At 32.1% G+C, this 17,392-nt stretch carries 23 protein-coding genes and 1 riboswitch; of the genes, 7 read left to right on the top strand and 16 right to left on the bottom strand.

The window, feature by feature from the left end; translation table 11 throughout:
- Positions 1-15: 15 nt before the first annotated feature.
- The 3 genes from ACI5KZ_RS07720 to ACI5KZ_RS07710 are packed head-to-tail and all read left to right on the top strand — an operon-like array spanning position 16 to position 2,292.
- Complete coding sequence (locus ACI5KZ_RS07720; protein ID WP_406847355.1) at positions 16-810, top strand: undecaprenyl-diphosphate phosphatase; 795 nt, start codon at positions 16-18, stop codon at positions 808-810.
- Position 811: 1 nt separating this feature from the next.
- Positions 812-1,507, top strand: a complete 696-nt coding sequence (truB, locus tag ACI5KZ_RS07715) for a tRNA pseudouridine(55) synthase TruB (RefSeq protein WP_109308398.1) — start codon at positions 812-814, stop codon at positions 1,505-1,507.
- A gap of 59 nt (positions 1,508-1,566) precedes the next feature.
- The gene (locus tag ACI5KZ_RS07710; RefSeq protein WP_406847354.1) at positions 1,567-2,292 is read left to right on the top strand and encodes a hypothetical protein; all 726 of its coding nucleotides are present in this window, start codon (positions 1,567-1,569) and stop codon (positions 2,290-2,292) included.
- Here ACI5KZ_RS07710 and ACI5KZ_RS07705 read toward each other — a convergent pair.
- Positions 2,289-2,891 carry a thioredoxin family protein gene (locus ACI5KZ_RS07705; protein ID WP_406847353.1) on the bottom strand — a complete coding sequence of 201 codons (603 nt, stop codon included), beginning with the start codon at positions 2,889-2,891 and terminating at the stop codon, positions 2,289-2,291. The genes ACI5KZ_RS07710 and ACI5KZ_RS07705 overlap by 4 nt on opposite strands.
- Positions 2,892-2,999: 108 nt before the next feature.
- On the opposite strand from ACI5KZ_RS07705, the gene ACI5KZ_RS07700 reads away from it, so the two are divergent.
- Complete coding sequence (locus ACI5KZ_RS07700; RefSeq protein ID WP_406847352.1) at positions 3,000-3,563, top strand: DNA-3-methyladenine glycosylase I; 564 nt, start codon at positions 3,000-3,002, stop codon at positions 3,561-3,563.
- A gap of 2 nt (positions 3,564-3,565) precedes the next feature.
- On the opposite strand, the gene ACI5KZ_RS07695 is transcribed toward ACI5KZ_RS07700, so the two are convergent.
- The 5 genes from ACI5KZ_RS07695 to ACI5KZ_RS07675 form a co-directional block, all read right to left on the bottom strand.
- Positions 3,566-4,129: a DUF4256 domain-containing protein gene (locus ACI5KZ_RS07695; RefSeq protein ID WP_406847351.1), complete on the bottom strand. Its 564-nt coding sequence runs from the start codon at positions 4,127-4,129 to the stop codon at positions 3,566-3,568.
- Positions 4,130-4,139: 10 nt separating this feature from the next.
- On the bottom strand, positions 4,140-4,643 hold the full coding sequence (locus tag ACI5KZ_RS07690; protein ID WP_165815785.1) for a nuclear transport factor 2 family protein: 504 nt from the start codon (positions 4,641-4,643) through the stop codon (positions 4,140-4,142).
- Positions 4,644-4,718: 75 nt separating this feature from the next.
- A complete protein-coding gene (gene aat / locus ACI5KZ_RS07685; protein WP_109308393.1) occupies positions 4,719-5,345 on the bottom strand; it encodes a leucyl/phenylalanyl-tRNA--protein transferase in 627 nt (208 codons plus the stop codon).
- Positions 5,346-5,427: 82 nt separating this feature from the next.
- Positions 5,428-5,802 (bottom strand): DUF3127 domain-containing protein, encoded by a 375-nt coding sequence (locus ACI5KZ_RS07680; protein WP_109308392.1) that lies wholly within the window; start codon positions 5,800-5,802, stop codon positions 5,428-5,430.
- Between the two features lie 55 nt (positions 5,803-5,857).
- A complete protein-coding gene (locus ACI5KZ_RS07675) occupies positions 5,858-6,727 on the bottom strand; it encodes a flavin reductase family protein (RefSeq protein WP_109308391.1) in 870 nt (289 codons plus the stop codon).
- A gap of 119 nt (positions 6,728-6,846) precedes the next feature.
- On the opposite strand from ACI5KZ_RS07675, the gene ACI5KZ_RS07670 reads away from it, so the two are divergent.
- Positions 6,847-8,013 carry a PAS domain-containing sensor histidine kinase gene (locus ACI5KZ_RS07670; RefSeq protein ID WP_109308390.1) on the top strand — a complete coding sequence of 389 codons (1,167 nt, stop codon included), beginning with the start codon at positions 6,847-6,849 and terminating at the stop codon, positions 8,011-8,013.
- A 3-nt stretch (positions 8,014-8,016) separates the two neighbouring features.
- Entirely contained in the window at positions 8,017-8,367 is a 351-nt protein-coding gene (locus tag ACI5KZ_RS07665) for a hypothetical protein (protein ID WP_406847350.1), read from the top strand.
- Here the strand turns inward: ACI5KZ_RS07665 and ACI5KZ_RS07660 are convergent.
- Together ACI5KZ_RS07660 and greA are read right to left on the bottom strand one after the other, a co-directional pair.
- Complete coding sequence (locus ACI5KZ_RS07660) at positions 8,362-8,751, bottom strand: HIT family protein (RefSeq protein WP_109308388.1); 390 nt, start codon at positions 8,749-8,751, stop codon at positions 8,362-8,364. The genes ACI5KZ_RS07665 and ACI5KZ_RS07660 overlap by 6 nt on opposite strands.
- A gap of 99 nt (positions 8,752-8,850) precedes the next feature.
- Positions 8,851-9,324, bottom strand: a complete 474-nt coding sequence (greA, locus tag ACI5KZ_RS07655; protein WP_109308387.1) for a transcription elongation factor GreA — start codon at positions 9,322-9,324, stop codon at positions 8,851-8,853.
- 175 nt (positions 9,325-9,499) lie between these two features.
- Between greA and ACI5KZ_RS07650 the strand changes: the two genes are divergently transcribed.
- Positions 9,500-9,949 (top strand): hypothetical protein, encoded by a 450-nt coding sequence (locus ACI5KZ_RS07650; protein ID WP_109308386.1) that lies wholly within the window; start codon positions 9,500-9,502, stop codon positions 9,947-9,949.
- Positions 9,950-10,036: 87 nt separating this feature from the next.
- On the opposite strand, the gene ACI5KZ_RS07645 is transcribed toward ACI5KZ_RS07650, so the two are convergent.
- The 8 genes from ACI5KZ_RS07645 to ACI5KZ_RS07610 all read right to left on the bottom strand — a co-directional run bounded on the left by ACI5KZ_RS07645 (position 10,037) and on the right by ACI5KZ_RS07610 (position 17,290).
- Positions 10,037-12,256, bottom strand: a complete 2,220-nt coding sequence (locus tag ACI5KZ_RS07645) for a TonB-dependent receptor (RefSeq protein ID WP_406847349.1) — start codon at positions 12,254-12,256, stop codon at positions 10,037-10,039.
- A gap of 111 nt (positions 12,257-12,367) precedes the next feature.
- A riboswitch (TPP riboswitch) is annotated at positions 12,368-12,459 on the bottom strand.
- 52 nt (positions 12,460-12,511) lie between these two features.
- Positions 12,512-12,919 (bottom strand): alternative ribosome rescue aminoacyl-tRNA hydrolase ArfB, encoded by a 408-nt coding sequence (arfB, locus tag ACI5KZ_RS07640; RefSeq protein ID WP_406847348.1) that lies wholly within the window; start codon positions 12,917-12,919, stop codon positions 12,512-12,514.
- A 1-nt stretch (position 12,920) separates the two neighbouring features.
- The gene (locus ACI5KZ_RS07635; RefSeq protein ID WP_406847347.1) at positions 12,921-14,471 is read right to left on the bottom strand and encodes a DUF4301 family protein; all 1,551 of its coding nucleotides are present in this window, start codon (positions 14,469-14,471) and stop codon (positions 12,921-12,923) included.
- A gap of 4 nt (positions 14,472-14,475) precedes the next feature.
- Entirely contained in the window at positions 14,476-15,036 is a 561-nt protein-coding gene (locus ACI5KZ_RS07630; protein WP_109308382.1) for an AAA family ATPase, read from the bottom strand.
- Positions 14,997-15,629 (bottom strand): nicotinamide riboside transporter PnuC, encoded by a 633-nt coding sequence (gene pnuC / locus ACI5KZ_RS07625; RefSeq protein ID WP_109308381.1) that lies wholly within the window; start codon positions 15,627-15,629, stop codon positions 14,997-14,999. The genes ACI5KZ_RS07630 and pnuC overlap by 40 nt, the downstream gene beginning before the upstream one ends.
- Entirely contained in the window at positions 15,613-15,873 is a 261-nt protein-coding gene (locus ACI5KZ_RS07620) for a hypothetical protein (protein ID WP_109308380.1), read from the bottom strand. The genes pnuC and ACI5KZ_RS07620 overlap by 17 nt, the downstream gene beginning before the upstream one ends.
- A gap of 35 nt (positions 15,874-15,908) precedes the next feature.
- Complete coding sequence (locus ACI5KZ_RS07615; protein ID WP_109308379.1) at positions 15,909-16,640, bottom strand: geranylgeranylglyceryl/heptaprenylglyceryl phosphate synthase; 732 nt, start codon at positions 16,638-16,640, stop codon at positions 15,909-15,911.
- A 20-nt stretch (positions 16,641-16,660) separates the two neighbouring features.
- A complete protein-coding gene (locus ACI5KZ_RS07610; protein ID WP_109308378.1) occupies positions 16,661-17,290 on the bottom strand; it encodes a 4'-phosphopantetheinyl transferase superfamily protein in 630 nt (209 codons plus the stop codon).
- Between the last annotated feature and the right edge of the window lie 102 nt (positions 17,291-17,392).

Genomic DNA, 17,392 nt, shown 5'->3' with positions numbered 1-17,392 from the left:
TGATATTTTTGCCTCATGGATATTTTTGATTCGATTGTTTTAGGGATTATTCAAGGTCTCACAGAATTTTTACCAGTTTCATCCAGTGGACATTTAGAATTAGGTAAAGCTATTCTAGGCGACCATTCTATTCCCAAAGAAAGTTTAATGTTTACGGTTGTACTTCATTTTGCTACGGCTTTAAGTACCATGGTTATTTTTAGAAAAGATATCTTGCTTATATTAAAAGGCGTCTTAAAACTTGAATGGAATGACGATTTGCAATTTGTTTCTAAAATTGCTTTATCCATGATTCCAGCCATCATTGTAGGCTTGCTTTTTGAAAAAGAATTAGAACAATTATTTAATGGCAATATCATGCTTGTTGGCTTTATGCTTCTAATTACAGCTGTCTTATTATTCTTTGCAGATAAAGCTAAAAACACTCATAAAAAAGTAAGTTTCGGAAACGCCTTAATTATTGGGATTTCGCAAGCGATAGCTATGCTTCCTGGGATTTCAAGATCTGGAGCAACGATATCGACTTCCGTTTTATTAGGTAATGACAAAACACGTGCTGCACGATTTTCATTTTTAATGGTCGTGCCTTTAATCTTTGGTAAAATTGCCAAAGACCTTGTAAGTGGTGATTTAACTTATGAAAGTTCTAATTTCATATCCTTAAGCGCAGGATTTATTGCAGCATTTGTTGCAGGCTTATTTGCATGTACTTGGATGATAGCACTGGTAAAGAAAAGTAAACTAACCTATTTTGCTATTTACTGTGCCGTTGTTGGAATTATCGCAATTATATTCGCATTTTTAAATTAATATGAAAACAGCCGAAGATTATCTTTCCGGACAGGTTTTATTAATAGATAAACCTTTGCATTGGACATCGTTTCAAGCTGTTAATAAACTTCGTTGGGAAATTCGTCATGCCTTTAATATAAAAAAAATAAAAGTTGGTCATGCTGGAACATTAGACCCATTGGCTACGGGTTTATTGGTTATTTGTACTGGAAAAATGACCAAACAAATAGACACATTTCAAGGACAAATTAAAGAATACACTGGAACTTTAATTTTAGGAAGCACGACACCCTCATTTGATTTAGAAACAGAAATCAACGAGACTTTTCCAACAGATCATATTACAGAAAAAGCAATCCTCGAAGCCACCAAGCAATTTATCGGCGAAATTAATCAATTTCCTCCTGTTTTTTCAGCTATAAAAAAAGATGGAAAACGCTTGTATGAATTTGCCAGAGCTGGAGAAGACGTTGAAATAAAATCTAGAAAAGTGACTGTTTCAGAATTTGAAATTACTCGAATTGAAAATAATCAAGTGGGTTTTAGAGTGGTTTGTAGTAAAGGCACTTACATACGCTCTTTAGCAAACGATTTTGGAAAAGCTCTAAACTCAGGCTCTCATTTATCTGTTTTAAGACGCACTAAAATTGGCGATTTTAATGTTGATAATGCATTGACTCCAGAAGCCTTTATAGAAAACTTAACAACCAAATAGCCCTATTTTTCGTATATTAGATTGAAGCCCATCAAGGTTTTGTACCCAACATTTGACTTTTGAATTTAACGAACAAACATAAATCGCTTTTAATTACCCTATTGGTTTCTGGAACCATCGTGCTTGGCTTATTCAGTTTTCATATTAAAAAACAAAACGAATTAATAGCAGAAAGCTACTACTTGCTGGAGCCTGAAGAACCAAAAACTCCTGAAGAACTTGAAGCTGAAAAATTAGCCGAGGCTGAAGAAAATCAAACTCCTGAAACCAATAAAGCTTTTAACGAAACTCAAGAATATAAGAAGTTTGCACAAGCATATCAGCCAATTGCACCCCCAAAAGATTATGTTCCTACACCTTCAGAAAGTATGACTGAAAATGACGCTTCAGAATCTGGTTCTACAAATAGCGTTTCTGAAATTGATGAGGATGTTTTGTCTTCTTATAGTAGCGTAAATGATGTCTTAAACAAAAGAAAACCAAGCAATAGTGCGCAATCTGTAAACAAAAAAAGTAGCATGCACTACTCTTTGGTTAACAGAACACATGAATATTTACCAACACCTATTTACTTGTGTGAAGAAGGTGGAAAAATAGTTATCAATATTACTGTAAATGCTTCTGGTTTGGTTACAGACGCCTATGTAAATGCATCTTCAACATCTGATAACGATTGCTTAGAAGAGCACGCTATGGCTTATGCTAAGGACGCTAGATTTAGTACAGATGTTTCTAAACCCTCTCAAATTGGCACTATTACCTTTTATTTTGAAGGTAAAAACTAAACAGAAACGGTTAATAGATTCATTAAATCATTAATCACACTTTGACCTTTGTCTTTATTATACCATTGCTGTAATTGCTCCTTTATTTCAGGAGTTATCTCACCATGTTTTGCTTTGTAATCTACAACCAACTTTGTTGCTTCAGCAGGTCTTGGGCCAAAGGAATTAATAACTTTGTTAGAAGCCTCATCAATCAGTATCAATTTTGGAATAGATTTTCCTCCATTGGTTAAAAACTGGTTCATTAAAGCATCGTTGTCATCACGAAGTACTAATCTTAAGTTAATGTTATTGTTTAATTCTGCTAGCTTATTAAATACAGGAACTACATGAGCTGCATCTCCACACCAGCTTTCAGTAAGAACTAACCAGGTTTGTTTACTATCTATATTAGCTAATTCTTCTTTTGCGCTATCTGAAACTTTTAAGGTTTTATCCCAACGCTTCATTCGCTGTTCGTTCAACTTGGTATAATTTACCATGTCTTCACTTTTATCGTTTCCTGTGGTCGATTCGTTTTCAACCATTTTTGCCATTAATTCTCTATATGCTTGGTAAGACATGCTTTTTGCCAAACCATCTTTGATTATTTGTTCCATAGGTATTGTATTGTTCTTACAAAAATAAGGGGTTAATCTTTCTTGTTTTATGATTTATGTCATATCTATGTCTATCTTTATGGTAGAAACTTACAATTGTAAAAACTTATGGCAAAGCATAAATGTGGCTGGTGTGTTGGAGACGATTTATACGAAGCGTATCACGACCAGGAATGGGGTGTTCCAATAAAAGATGATGATATTTTCTTTGAGTTTTTAATTTTAGAGACTTTTCAGGCTGGCTTAAGTTGGATTACCATTTTGCGAAAACGAGACAACTTTAGAAAAGCTTTTGATAATTTTAATTACAAGAAAATTGCCAATTACAAACAAGATAAAATTGATAGTTTGTTGTTAGATGCTGGCATTATAAGAAACAAATTAAAGGTAAACTCAGCTATTGCAAACGCTAAATTATTTATAGAAATCCAGAAAGAATTTGGAAGTTTTAATAATTACATTTGGACGTTTGTGAATGGGAAACCTATTAAAAGTAAATACAAAAACTACCAAGATGCTCCAGCAACAACAAAAGAATCTGATACTTTGAGCAAGGATTTAAAAAAACGTGGTTTTAAGTTTGTTGGTTCTACGGTTATGTATGCGTTTATGCAAGCTACAGGCTTGGTAAACGATCATGAGGTTGGATGTTTTAGATACGATGACGTTTAAAATTAAACTTTTAGACACCCACGAAATCCTCTGGCAGCATAATAGGATTCTGCACCATTATGGTAAATAAACACTTTCCCAAATCGATTATCACCAAAAAGAGCTCCACCTAATTCCCTAACATCTTTAGGTGATTTTACCCAACTGGAAGTTTTTAAATCGATGGCTTCTAATTTTTGTAGTTCTTGGTATTGCTCAATTGTTAAAAGTGTAATTCCCATAGCTGTTGCAACATCTATCGCATTATTTTTTGGTTTAAACTTTTTTCTGGATTCAAGAGCTTTTTTATCGTAGCAAAGACTTCTACGACCATTTGGACTTTCTTTAGAACAATCGTAAAAAATATATTCATCAGTCTGTTTATTATAAGCAACCACATCTGGTTCTCCTCCTGTTTGTTCCATTTCGTTAAGCGACCACATTTTTTTTGGATGAGCTTCTAACTTTGTCTGAATTTTAGACCAATCAAGACCTTCATGACGATGCTTGTTTTTTTCAAAACGTTCTTTTAATACTTTAATAAGTGCTTCATGTTCAGAAACCGATATTTCACTATTGTTCTTCATAATCAAAAAATTAGTTCTTATCTGTTGATTTTTCAATAGAACTCGCATGGTCTTTAATTATATACCATTCCCCTTCAATTTTTTTAAGATCGTAACTCACAATCATTCGGTTAAAATAGGGTCCACCATTTCTTTCGGGTTCTCTGTATATTATTTCGGTAATTACCATACCCATAGTTTCACCTATTTCTGTATTAAGAATCTTTGTTTCGAAAGTCCAAGAATCATCGCTAAACCACTCTTTGTGGTAATCCATAAATCCATCGACTGTATTAATAATTTCTGTGCCTGGCAATATTAACTGCATGTTGCCTTTTGGAGACATGGTACGCTTTAACGTTTCAAGGTCTCGATTGGTAACAGCATTTAAATGTGTTTCAATAGTGTTTATAAATTTCTGTTCACTTTGTTGAACTTGATTTTTAGTTTCCTTTTTATTATCAGGTGTTTGGTTACATGAAAATAAAACAACTATAAAAATGATGATAAATGATAGAATATATTTTGGTCTCATTATTTTATGGTTTAAAAGTTTCATTAATAAATTCAATCAATTAACTGATAATGTGTTCTAAAAATAATAAATAAATTATAAATACGTCAAAAAAGCTTCTCTAGAAATCTCTTCGGCACCTAAACTTGCTAGGTGATTTGTATAGACTTGGCAATCTATTAATTTGTAATTGGTATTTTGAATAAAGCTAATAAAACCAACTTTACTCCCGTTACTTACTGTAGTAAACATGCTTTCTCCACAAAACACGCCATTGTTTAAATCGACGCCATAAAAACCAGCCACAAGTTTTTTGTCTTGCCACACCTCAACAGATTTTGCCAATCCTTGATCATGTAATTTTACATAAGCATCTATCATATTCTTAGTAATCCAAGTGCTATGTTGTCCTTCTCTTTTGGTAAGAGCACATTGTGTGATTACTGCTTTAAAATCTTGATTAATTGTGACCGTAAAATCTCTATTTCTTAAAACCTGTTTCATGCTTTTGGACACTTTTAATTTTTCCGGGAATAGTATAAATCTAGGATTTGGAGACCACCACAAAATAGGTTGATCTTTTTCAAACCAAGGAAAAATGCCTGTATTATAAGCAAGAACGAGACGTTCTACAGAAAGGTCTCCACCAAGTGCTAACAAACCATCTGCATCTGCTAGATGCACCTCAGGAAAATTAATTTCTGCTGTTAAATAAGTAATCATATTAAGAGAATAAAAAACCTCAACGTTTACACATTGAGGTTAAATATATAAGATTTTACTTTTAAATGTAATCAACAATTACTTAAAATGGTAAATCGTCATGATCGTCTTCATTTAAATCATTAGCTGGTTCAAAAGCTTCAGCTGGTGGCATAGGAGGCATGTCTCCAGAAGCTTCTGGTTGAGCTGCTTCAATTCTCCAACCTTGTATTGAGTTGAAATATTTTACTTCTCCTTGTGGGTTTGTCCACTCTCTACCACGTAAATTAATACTTATTTTTACTTGCTGACCAACTTGAAAATTATTTAATAAATCGGTTTTATCCTGAACAAACTCAATCATGATATGTTGTGGATATTGCTCTTCTGTAGTTACAACCACTTCACGCTTTCTAAACCCATTGTTTCCAAAGGTTTGCGTATCTCCTACTAATTTAATTCTTCCTTGTACTTCCATTACTTAATTTAATTTAACTTTTAATATTCCTTAAATAGGAATTTGAAATTTTACTTTATGATAATAATATTTTCCAGGCGCTTTGAATGTCGCCAAAACTCAAATAATTATGAGCTAATTTATGTTTTTCTCTATGAGAAGCTGTTTTAATATCCGGATAGCGGACGCTTACAGATTCTAAAAACGCACTTACTTCTTTATCCGTTGGTAGCGCATCTACATTTGCCAACATGCCAATATCGTTTCCGGTTAAAATCATGCTATTTTTAACTTCCTCAGGGAAATTATCCACTCCAATTCCTAAACTTGATAGGGGTTTTGGTAATTCGAAAAAACCACTTCTAGCACGACTATAATAATTACCACCAGCTCTAGCCACCAAGTCTAATTTTTCCTGATCAATAAACCCTTCTTTATCTAAAATATCATCTTCCAGATGAATCTTAACGACTTCACAAATAACCAAATTTCCAGCTCCACCTTCAGAACCTAAAGCAACAACTTCGTTTACTTTACATTCAAACTGAACAGGGGATTCGGCCACTCTAAAAGGTTTTACCAAATCGGATTTCAACATGGTTAAACCAGCTTTATCAAATTCATTAACACCTTCGGCATACTCTGTACTACTTAAAGATGCTTGATGCACCATATCATAATTCACCACGTTAATGACTACTTCTTTTGTTTTTAACACATTTTCTAAAGTGTGTTTTGTGGTATTATTTCTTACACGTCTAGCAGGAGAAAAAATAAGGATAGGAGGATTAGCACTAAACACATTAAAAAAGCTAAAAGGAGATAGATTTGGGTTTCCATTCTCATCCATAGTACTTGCAAAAGCTATAGGTCTAGGTGCCACAGCACTTAACAAATAACCGTGCAATTTTGCTACTGATAAATCTTTTGGTTCGTATGATGTCATTAATCTTTTTTAATTTGCACAAATGTAACTAATCTGTTATGGAACTAAAAATGATTTGTTTACTAGTAACACAATATTATTAACAGATTTACATTATATTTCAAAACAAAAAATGTTATATGCTTTTTTCTAAACACAGAAATTTAACACGATGGGTTATAGTAGTAGCATCGTTTGGTATTATTTCGCTTATTTTATGGAATACCTATGTGTTTTTTCAAAAATTTAAAGTTGAAGAGCAATCTAAGATGGACATTTGGGCTGCTGCTCATCAGGAAATAAATTCCAATCCTTTAGATGAAAATGTTAATCCTTTAGTTGATAAAGTTTTTACTTCTGAAATTACAAATCCTATGTTTGTTTATAATAATGGAAGTGTATTACTATCAAATAATATTGATGAAAACAAGGTAAATAACGCAACTTATATTTCTAAACTAATTAAAGAATACACCCAAGAAAACACACCCATTGTTATTTCTTATGTCGACAACGAAACCAAAGAAACCGTTGTTTATGGCACCTTGTATTATGGAAACTCTGAAGTATTAAATAAGTTAAAATACTATCCTTTAGCCTTATTATTGATTATCTTTTTGTTTGGCGCAGTTGCCTATTTCTTTTATCGAAGTTCCAAAATTGCTACGCAAAACAAATTATGGTCTGGAATGGCAAAAGAAACAGCACACCAAATTGGAACACCTTTATCTTCTTTGATTGGTTGGGCTGAAATTTTAAAATCTGAAAACATCAATCCAGAGTACATTGTTGAAATTGAAAAAGACATTAGCAGGCTTCAAACTATTACCGAACGTTTTAGTAAAATAGGCTCGCTTCCCACCCTTGAAAAAGCAGACATCGTTAAAGAAACTATAGATTCTTACGATTATTTAAAAGCTAGAAGCTCGAAGTTAATAGATTTTGAACTTATAACGCCATCTGAAGAAATTTATGTAAATTTAAACAAACAATTATATAGTTGGACCATCGAGAATCTGGTAAAAAATGCTATTGATGCTATGAAAGGGAAAGGGAAAATAATCATTGAAATTTCTCAGCTAGAAAACACTGTTAATATAGATATTAGTGATTCTGGAAAAGGACTTTCCAAGAACCAATATAAAGCCATTTTTGAAACTGGTTATACCACTAAAAAAAGAGGTTGGGGATTAGGACTTTCGTTAGCTAAAAGAATTATTGAAGAGTTTCATGGTGGTCAAATTAAAGTGTCTCATTCTGAAATTGGAAAAGGAACGACCATGCAAATTTCAATGAAATCGATTTAAATTATGGAAGAGAAGTTTATTACTATTAAAGAAGTTGCTTTAAACAATAATTGTCCTGAATGCTATAATACAAACGGCCTACAATTAACTTTTTTGCAAAAATTTGTTGAAACTAAATTTTATAAATCTATTACTAGAGAAACATCACATCTTTTAGAATGTAACACCTGTAATACGAATATTTATCCTATAAGTTGGACTGAAGACATTGAACGTGTTTTTAATTATCACCAAAAAGCTTTTACACCTAAAACACCTTCAATAAAATTAAAAAAGTCTGCCTGGTTACTAATAATAAGCGTCTTGGTTATAACACTTACCATTCTAGGTCTTATTGTTTTTCCGTATCTATAAATACGCTTTGATAGCTTTTACAGTATTTTGAAATTCTTGAGTCGTTAAAGATGCTTTATTTAAAAACCTTATATCTTCCATAGAATTTAAAGGAATTAAATGCACATGTACATGTGGCACTTCTAAACCAACAACAGTCATTCCAACACGTTTACAAGGAATGGCTTTTTCGATAGCTATAGCTACCTTTCTAGAAAATACCATGAGATCTAAATAGGATTTCTCGTCTAAGTCGAAAATTTTATTGACTTCTTTTTTAGGGATGCAAAGCGTATGTCCTTTAGCATTTGGGTTAATATCTAAAAAAGCTAAAAACTCATCGGTTTCTGCTATTTTATAAGATGGAAGTTCACCAGAGATAATTTTTGAAAAAATAGATGCCATAATTATTTTCGATATACTTGTAAATATAAAAAGATTCCTGTTTTGCAGGAATCTTTTTAAGACTATTCTTTTAGAAATTTTTCTTAAAAGAAGAATATATTATCTTGAGATTTCCAAAATATCGAATTTCATCACGCCATTTGGCACTTGTATTTCGGCTACTTCGCCTACAGTTTTACCAAGTAAACCTTTTCCTATTGGAGAGTTTACAGAAATTTTTCCTGAGGCTAAATCTGCTTCACCATCGGCAACCAATGTGTAAAGCATTTCCATACCATTGGTTTGGTTTTTAATTTTCACTTTAGAAAGCACCAATATTTTTGATGTGTCCATTTGCGACTCATCTATAACTCTGGCACCTGCAAGTTGATCTTCTAATTTGGAAATACGCATTTCCAACATACCTTGAGCTTCTTTAGCAGCATCGTACTCGGCATTTTCACTTAAATCACCTTTATCTCTAGCTTCAGCAATAGCTTGAGATGCTTTTGAACGCTCAATATCTTTTAATTGTTTTAATTCGTTTCTTAATTTTTTTAAACCTTCTTCCGTGTAATAAGATACTTTACTCATAACTTCATCGTTTATATATTATAAATATCCCGAAACACATTCCAACATTCTAAGGAGAAATCGTTCGGGAATAACGCAAAAAATCTCGTTAACACGAGATTGCATTACAAATATACAAAATATTTATCTGTGTTTACTTTTTGTTGTAAATTGTAACCGAAAATTTTAAGAAAAAATGAATCGTATTTATTCCATTATTTTACTAGCTCTAATAGTTGCTTCATGTAACAAAAGCGATGATGATGCAAATACTAACAATCAATATCTACCAAATATCAATTTCGATACTGGAACCTTAGTAAATACCAATTTACAACCATATGATGTGCTACAATTTCCAAATAACTATGTCATCTTAAATAACAACTATGGCATAAATGGTGTGGTTTTATTTTATGCTGGAGGTGATAATTATAGTGCTTTTGAATTAAGCGACCCAAACCATGCTTTAAGTGATTGTTCTACCCTATCAGTTGAAGGGGTGATTGCAACTTGCGATTGCGATGATGGAAATAGTTACGAAATTCTTAATGGTATTGGACAAACGGGTACCACTGGAAATTTTGCACTAAAACGTTATTTTGTTGAGGTTACCGGAAATATTATTCGGGTTTATAATAACTAACAAAACTATTTAAAACATACTATTTACAAAAACAGAAAGCCACTCTTATTGAGTGGCTTTTCTTATTAAAATTATAACTAATTAGAATTAAAGCTTTAAAGTTACTCCTAACAAAAAGTTTGTAGTTGCTTGTGGAAAATAACCAGTTCCTTCAATTGTTGTTATTTGGCTTGGATCCGACCAAGTATCATCATAAGTGTAATAAAAACCATTAGAACTGTATTTCTTACCAAAAAGATTGTTTACCAATCCAGAGATTACAATAGATTTAAAAATAGAATTAGTTTCTATTTCGTACATCACATTAAAGTCGTTTACAAAATAACTGTCAAGTTTAGAGGCTTCAGCATCTGTATTTCCCATATATTGTTCGCCAACAAACTTGCTTAAAAGAGACATTTGCAAACCATTAATTGGCTTAAACACAAAGGCGTTTCCCGCCACAATATTAGGTGAAAACGAAATGTTAGTAGATCCAAGATCTACTAGTTCTCCATCTATAGACACGATAGTTTCTTTATTTTTATTGGTGCTTAATGCTACATTTGGCTGGATGCTAAATTTATTAGACACATTAATAACGGCTTCTACTTCTATACCTAATCTATAACTTTTTCCACTGTTATCTCGAAGCGGATTACCAACATCATTTATTTCTCCTGTTAATACCAATTGTTCATTATACAACATATAGTATAAATTGGTATTGAAATTAAAGACATTAGATTTGTGCCTCCAACCCAATTCAAAATCGTTTAGCTGTTCTGGTTTAATGTCTGCATTGTTTTCGAAGTCGTCTCTATTTGGTTCTCTATTTGCTCTTGCATAAGAGAAATACAAATTGTTGTTTTCGTTGATATTATATGTTATTCCTGCTTTAGGATTAAAGAAATGATAATTTTTATCTACAATAAAAGGAGCCACATCTGAATTTGTTCCAGTAGTTTTATAATTTACATAACGCGATTGTAAATCGAGATATAAACTAACATGATCATTTAATCTATAGGTTGCCTTTACAAATTCACTTACATCTATTTTATTCCCATTACCATCATAATACCTATCTCTTATCATTAGGTTACTGGCATATTGCGCCCAGATTATTTCTCCAAAATGATCTCCAGAATACGAACTATAAGACATGCCAAAAAGAACATTTAATGCATCGTTTTTATAATTAGCATTGGCATTAGCAACATAGAAGTCATTATCTAGCCATCGACGTCTTATTAAGTCTGTTTCGGTAATGGTCTCTGTTCCAATTTCGACATCACTAAAACCATAGTCTACAAATTCTTGGTCTTCTTTATATTGTTCAAAATAACCTTTCCCTTTGGTGTAATTTAGGGCTAAATTGGTAGACCAATTATTATTTATTTTTTGATTCCAGTGTAACTGGTAATGGTCTTGTTGGTAATTATCTATTTCGTTATCGTAAAACTGTGTATCACCATTGTCATCTGTGTACATACCTGCAGAATTAAAGGTTCTATCATGTTCTAAAATGTAAGGATCCTCAATCCCATTCCATGATTGATAAGTAACTTCTTTTCCACTAAAAGTAATCGCTTTAATTAACGTTGTGGCGTCCACATAAGATGCTTGAAGAAAATACGATTTCAAATTTGACGTGGCTCTATCTACATAACCATCAGATTTTATTTGAGACAATCGACCTGCAATTTCAATACGATCATTTAGTAATCCTGTACTAAACTTAGCCGTATGTTTCCAAGTATTAAAACTGCCAAAACTATTCGCAATTTCACCATAAGCTTTATCTGAAACAGCATCTGTTAGCACGTTAATACTAGCACCAAAAGCTCCAGAGCCATTGGTAGATGTTCCAACACCACGTTGTAATTGAAGACTTTCTACAGACGAAGCGAAATCGCCTAAATTTACCCAGAAAGTCCCTAAAGATTCAGCATCATTATAAGGGATTCCATTAATAGTTACGTTGGTAGATTGCGCATTCACACCACGCACTCGAATGCCTGTGTAACCAACACCAGCTCCAGCATCTGAAGTGGTAACAACCGACGGTAAATAATTTAAAAGAATAGGCACATCTTGACCTAAATTCCGTTTTTGTAATTGCTCTTTGGTAATGTTAGAATGTGTAATTGGCGACGTTGCGTCTACACGAACAGCCTTTACCAAAACTTCGTTTAAAGTTTCTAATTGTGTAGAGTCTTGTTGTTTTTCTTGCGAATATGCAGAAAAACTAATACATAAAAAAAGTAAAAATACTTGAGAGCTCTGCCTGCTTATAAATGACAGATTGTTGAATAAAAATTTCATCCGATAAATAAATTTATACGAATAAAAAGAGGTTATTATTCTGGTTAATAATTAATTGTTTTTGAAATAATGAGATTGCCACGTCGTTCTAAAAACTCCTCGCAATGACGCCATTATTTAATTTTAAATCCCTAAACAGCATTACCTGTTCTAGGTTCATTGGGTATGATCTCAGCCGATAATAGGCACCCCTTTTTGAGAACGATGCAAAGATAGTTATCCATTAAGAATTAACAACTAAGAATAAGAAAATATTTAGTTTATTTCTGGCGGTTTTCTATTGGCTTTTTTATCAGCTTGTTGCTTCTTTTTAGATAAGCGTTTTAATTTAACAGCTCTTGGAACTTTTGTTGGTTTTCTTTTTTTAGGCCTTATTAAACTTTGTTTAATAAGTTCTAAGAAGCGCTTTATTACAAGTTCTTTATTTTTATGCTGACTTCTACTCTCATCACTTTGTAAGATTAAAATTCCCTCTGTGGTTAATCTGCTTGATAAATTTTTGCATAATAAGGTTTTTTGTTCTTCAGAAAAAACCTGAGAATTATTTAAGTCGAAATTTAAAACCACTTTAGAAGACACTTTGTTTACGTGCTGACCACCAGCACCAGAGCTTCTAATAGCTTTGAACGTTAATTCAGTAATTAAGAAATCGGCATCAAACATGTTATTTTACTTGATGTGTAGGTTTTAATAAGTCTGTAACTGTTTTAACTGGATTAAATGTTATAAGTGGGACTTCTACAAAAATAGTATTCCAATTAGCCATGCTTCCATTCCAAAGACCTGGTAACTCTAAAGCTTTTAAGTCTTTACCTGTTTTGGTCTTCATGGTAATAAATGCTGTTTTATGATCTACAAATTGTTCTAAATTAAATTTATTTCCTTTGTAATCTATAATACCACAAACCAAATCAACTGGATTAAAGTGCGTAGCATTTTTAAGTATTTCTTTTTGCGATTTATCTTTTTTATTAATTTGAGCCGACTCAACAATTTGCAGAGATATTTGACCACTCTCATCTTTCACCCAAAATGGGCCTCCACCTGGTTCTCCTTCATTTTTAACCATCCCACAAACACGAATAGGTCTATTTAACTTAGAGATTAAATATTCTATTTGATACTCGTTTGCATATTTTTCAAATTCTGACGAAATAACTACATGCATGTTATTAGTTAGAAACTTAGCAATTTCAATAATCTCCGTTTCAGAAAGTTGTTTGTTTTCTAACTTTTCAAGATATTCAAAGGCTTTTGTTTGAATATCGATTAAAATACCTGCTAACATTTTTTTGTATTCACTAACTTCATTTTCATATTTAAAAACCACCACATTATCTATGTTTTTAATAAAGATAATATCTGAATTTAAATCGTTTAAATTAGAGAGTAAAGCGCCATGACCTGAAGGTCTAAATAACAAGCTACCATCTTCTAATCTAAAAGGTTGATTGTCTAAATTGACGGCAATAGTGTCTGTGGCTTCCTTTTGATATGAAAAAGAAATTTCGAATTTCGTGTTTGTTTTACGTTCAACAATGGTTTGAATTTTTTTAAATTCATCGTCAAAAATATCTTTGTATTTTTCTGAAATAGTATAATGTAAGTTTGCTCTGCTTTTGCTTGAAGCGTACAATGCAGCTTCAAACAGGTGTTCTTCGAAGGCCGTTGCAATATGCTCTTTATATTGATGAAATGGCAGCAAGCCTTTAGGATAAAACCCATAATTTAACTTGTCTGTTTCTAACATGGTTTTTACAAACATGTATCGTTGTTTGTCTGAAGAAACATTGTGATAATCAGGGTAAACTTCTTCAATTTTATCTAAAATTAAATTGTAAAAAGGCAACTTTTCCAAACCAACAAAAAACACAGCTAATAAAGATTCTTTTGTTCTGTTTATGTATGCATTAACTGTTTCCTTTTCCGGATTATAATCTTCTATAAAACTAAAAAATGACTTAAACATTCTTGTAGCTGCACCAGAAGCTGGTACAAACTTTATTATGGTATAATTGTTTCTTTTAGCATCGAACAGGTTTATTGCTGTTTTTTTATCTTCTTCTGAAAATTTTAAAATACCATTATTAATAGTTGCTGCAGATTGTAGGTTTACAAATGGTAAGCCTGTTTTAAACAACTCAATTTGAGAAGTTACTTTATTTAGAGTTAAGCCCTTACTTTTAATTTGATCTATGTCTTTTTCTGAAAACATTCAGTTATTTTTTTAATAATTTATCTATGTGTTTTATGGCTATTTTTAGTCGTTGCGCTAAACTCCCACTTAGCAACACATAGGGTAATTTGTTTTTAATTAACTCGTTTTGAAATGCCTTGAACATGTCTTCTCGTTCATTTGGTTTATCACGAATTCCATCATCCTCCCAAGGGATATCAATATTAGTTAAAAAATAAATATTATACTCATTTTCAGTTGCAAATTTGTTCAATAACCTAGGTGAATACCCGTTATAATAGGTCTCACTATAGACTTTCGTTTCTAATAAATTGGTATCGCATATTAATAAGTTAGTGACTTGCTTTGTTATTAAATTCTCTAAAGCCATTTGACCTTTAGCTATAGGTAATACATCTTTTTTTGTTAGACGTTCGTTATTGTTTGCTTTTTCTTCAGCATATAATCTTGAGAATTCTGGAACCCAAAGCGTCTTATAGTATTCAGCTAATTGTTTTGCTAAAACTGTTTTTCCTGTAGATTCAGGTCCAAATAAAACTACTTTTATGCAGTTACTGTCGATTTGTTTGAGAGTTTCCTCCATGCTAAATATCCATATATTGCAATTATTGTAAAACCTAAATATTGTAAACTAGTAAAGGTAAATCCTTTATAAAAATATAGAGGAATTGATATTAAATCGCCTATAATCCAAAAAATCCAGTTTTCTACTTTCCTTCTTGCCATGAGCCACATACCAACAAAAAAAATGGCAGTAGTAACCGTATCCACATATGCAACCCAACCGGTCCACATATTGAAAGTTTTATAGACAATAAACACAAATAACAAGGTTGCTATAAAAATCCAAACGCTTGTAACTTTTTCATTTTTAGTAGTAACCGAAATGGGAGTAACATGAGTTGCATCTACTTTTCTTGTCCAAATATACCAACCATAAACACTCATTATAAAATAGTAGGCGTTAATCATCATATCGCCTAATAAAGACCATTTAAAAAGTAAGTATACAAAAATACTTGTGCTAATCATTCCAGTTGGAAAGACCAAGATGTTGTTCTGTTTTGAAAACCAAACAGACAAAAACCCAAAAACAACGGCAATAATCTCTAGTGTAATATCTATGGCTTGATAACCTGCATATTGCTCGAAGAAAAAATTAAAAATCTGGTTCATAGTCGCTTCTATCGGTTTTTACAACCTTCATGGTTAAGACACATATTTTTTGTTCTTCGAACGACTTATGGATTAGCCCTGTTAAAAAAGGCATCAACTCGTGATATTCTCCAAATATCTGGGTGCTTAAAGGGTTTTCCAAAACTATAAATTTAGAATCCCTTAAACTTTTTATAAAATTTATAACATGTATTTCGTAATCATCTTGCAAAGGCGATAAGGTTAAATCTACTGATATTTTCATTGCTATATTATTTTTATTTCTTGAGGGTAAGAATTTTATTTTAACTTATTTAATTCTTCAAAAAAAACTTCATCCTCCTCAAAAGCAGTTCCAATAACTACTAAATCTGCTCCAGATTGATATGTTAATTCCAATTGTTTTTTCGTTCTAATACCACCTCCAACAATTAGAGGAACACTTAATTCATGTTTCACTTTTCTTATTATGTCTGAAGAAATTGGATGCAAAGCACCACTTCCAGCTTCTAAGTAAATTAACTTCATACCTAATAATTCTCCAGCTTTTGCTGTATCTACAATCTCCGGAATATGATTTATAGACATGGGTTTCGTATCTGTTACTTTTTGAACAGCCGTTTCTTTTCCATTTTCAATAAGCATATATCCCGTTGGAATCACCTCAAGCTGCATTTGGCGTAATTTTGAAACCGAAGCCACATGCTTCCCTATTAGATACTCTGGATTTCTTCCAGAAATTAAAGATAAAAATAACAAGGCATCTGCTTGACCTGTTAATTGAGAGACATCTCCTGGAAATAATACAATAGGTAATTTCGTGTGTTTTTTTATTTCGGATACTAGTTTACTAGTAGCTGATTCTTCAACTGTGCTTCCACCTACAAAAATGTGCGTTGACACAGATTTATGAATCTTCACAACAAAGTCAGATAAGCCTTCAGGCTTCATTTTATCTGGATCGATTAAAACAGCCAATAGCTTTTCTCCTTTAGAAATAGATTGTAATAAGTTATTGTATATGTTTTCCACGAATTATTAATTCTAAATAATTAAAATGGTAAGGCGTAAGCACAGGTAAAACCTTCAAACTCAAAAAACTCTGTATAAAACCTGTGTTTCTTATCTTCATAATCAATCCACGCCATAGTTGATGCTTCTTCAATAGTAAACGGAATGACTAACGTATGTTGTAAAAAACTTAAACCGGGTGTTGAAAATAATTTATAAAGAGATTCTTTGACACACCAGATCACAGTCAATTTATTAATATAATCAGCTGCTTCTTTTTTTAAATACTGAAATTCATATTCCATAAATTTATGGGCTATAACTCCAATTTTTTCTCGTTGTTTTTCAATATCAATTCCTACTTTAAAATCGCTAACAACAATTCCAGAAAACGTAAAAGAATGTGTAATTGAGATGTGCTTTCCATCTTTTAGATGTGGTTTCCCATTTTCATCGTAATACAAGTCGGAATCTGCATATCCAAATTCAGCTAGCAACTTTCTAACACTTAAGAACCCTCTTCGGTGCAATTCACTTTTCATTCCTAAAACACGTTGCAAGTTTTCAGGTTTTAAGCTAACTGACTGAAATAAATCGGAATAAGACTCTGTTATCTTCCAGATTTTAACAGTAGTTTGTGAATTAGGACTAAGGGTTTTATAAAGAGGCATTTAATATTCTAAAAGTTATTAGTTATCTTTGCACTGCCTAAGGCAGATTTAACAATTCTGACAAGCGAATTTAACTATTTTAAGTGCTATTGCCAAAGTTGT

Source organism: Xanthomarina sp. GH4-25, assembly GCF_045363175.1.
Lineage (GTDB): Bacteria > Bacteroidota > Bacteroidia > Flavobacteriales > Flavobacteriaceae > Xanthomarina.
This window is presented reverse-complemented; position numbering and strand designations above follow the sequence as displayed.

Bases quoted from the DNA above. Each gene is read 5' to 3' on its own strand.
- ACI5KZ_RS07610 (WP_109308378.1), bottom strand. From the start codon at position 17,290: ATGCCTCTTTATAAAACCCTTAGTCCTAATTCACAAACTACTGTTAAA.
- ACI5KZ_RS07665 (WP_406847350.1), top strand. From the start codon at position 8,017: ATGGAAGAGAAGTTTATTACTATTAAAGAAGTTGCTTTAAACAATAAT.
- ACI5KZ_RS07620 (WP_109308380.1), bottom strand. From the start codon at position 15,873: ATGAAAATATCAGTAGATTTAACCTTATCGCCTTTGCAAGATGATTAC.
- greA (WP_109308387.1), bottom strand. From the start codon at position 9,324: ATGAGTAAAGTATCTTATTACACGGAAGAAGGTTTAAAAAAATTAAGA.
- ACI5KZ_RS07635 (WP_406847347.1), bottom strand. From the start codon at position 14,471: ATGTTTTCAGAAAAAGACATAGATCAAATTAAAAGTAAGGGCTTAACT.
- ACI5KZ_RS07705 (WP_406847353.1), bottom strand. From the start codon at position 2,891: ATGGAACAAATAATCAAAGATGGTTTGGCAAAAAGCATGTCTTACCAA.
- ACI5KZ_RS07630 (WP_109308382.1), bottom strand. From the start codon at position 15,036: ATGGAGGAAACTCTCAAACAAATCGACAGTAACTGCATAAAAGTAGTT.
- pnuC (WP_109308381.1), bottom strand. From the start codon at position 15,629: ATGAACCAGATTTTTAATTTTTTCTTCGAGCAATATGCAGGTTATCAA.
- ACI5KZ_RS07670 (WP_109308390.1), top strand. From the start codon at position 6,847: ATGCTTTTTTCTAAACACAGAAATTTAACACGATGGGTTATAGTAGTA.
- arfB (WP_406847348.1), bottom strand. From the start codon at position 12,919: ATGTTTGATGCCGATTTCTTAATTACTGAATTAACGTTCAAAGCTATT.
- ACI5KZ_RS07645 (WP_406847349.1), bottom strand. From the start codon at position 12,256: ATGAAATTTTTATTCAACAATCTGTCATTTATAAGCAGGCAGAGCTCT.
- ACI5KZ_RS07700 (WP_406847352.1), top strand. From the start codon at position 3,000: ATGGCAAAGCATAAATGTGGCTGGTGTGTTGGAGACGATTTATACGAA.
- ACI5KZ_RS07675 (WP_109308391.1), bottom strand. From the start codon at position 6,727: ATGACATCATACGAACCAAAAGATTTATCAGTAGCAAAATTGCACGGT.
- truB (WP_109308398.1), top strand. From the start codon at position 812: ATGAAAACAGCCGAAGATTATCTTTCCGGACAGGTTTTATTAATAGAT.
- ACI5KZ_RS07720 (WP_406847355.1), top strand. From the start codon at position 16: ATGGATATTTTTGATTCGATTGTTTTAGGGATTATTCAAGGTCTCACA.
- aat (WP_109308393.1), bottom strand. From the start codon at position 5,345: ATGATTACTTATTTAACAGCAGAAATTAATTTTCCTGAGGTGCATCTA.
- ACI5KZ_RS07660 (WP_109308388.1), bottom strand. From the start codon at position 8,751: ATGGCATCTATTTTTTCAAAAATTATCTCTGGTGAACTTCCATCTTAT.
- ACI5KZ_RS07680 (WP_109308392.1), bottom strand. From the start codon at position 5,802: ATGGAAGTACAAGGAAGAATTAAATTAGTAGGAGATACGCAAACCTTT.
- ACI5KZ_RS07695 (WP_406847351.1), bottom strand. From the start codon at position 4,129: ATGAAGAACAATAGTGAAATATCGGTTTCTGAACATGAAGCACTTATT.
- ACI5KZ_RS07690 (WP_165815785.1), bottom strand. From the start codon at position 4,643: ATGAGACCAAAATATATTCTATCATTTATCATCATTTTTATAGTTGTT.
- ACI5KZ_RS07650 (WP_109308386.1), top strand. From the start codon at position 9,500: ATGAATCGTATTTATTCCATTATTTTACTAGCTCTAATAGTTGCTTCA.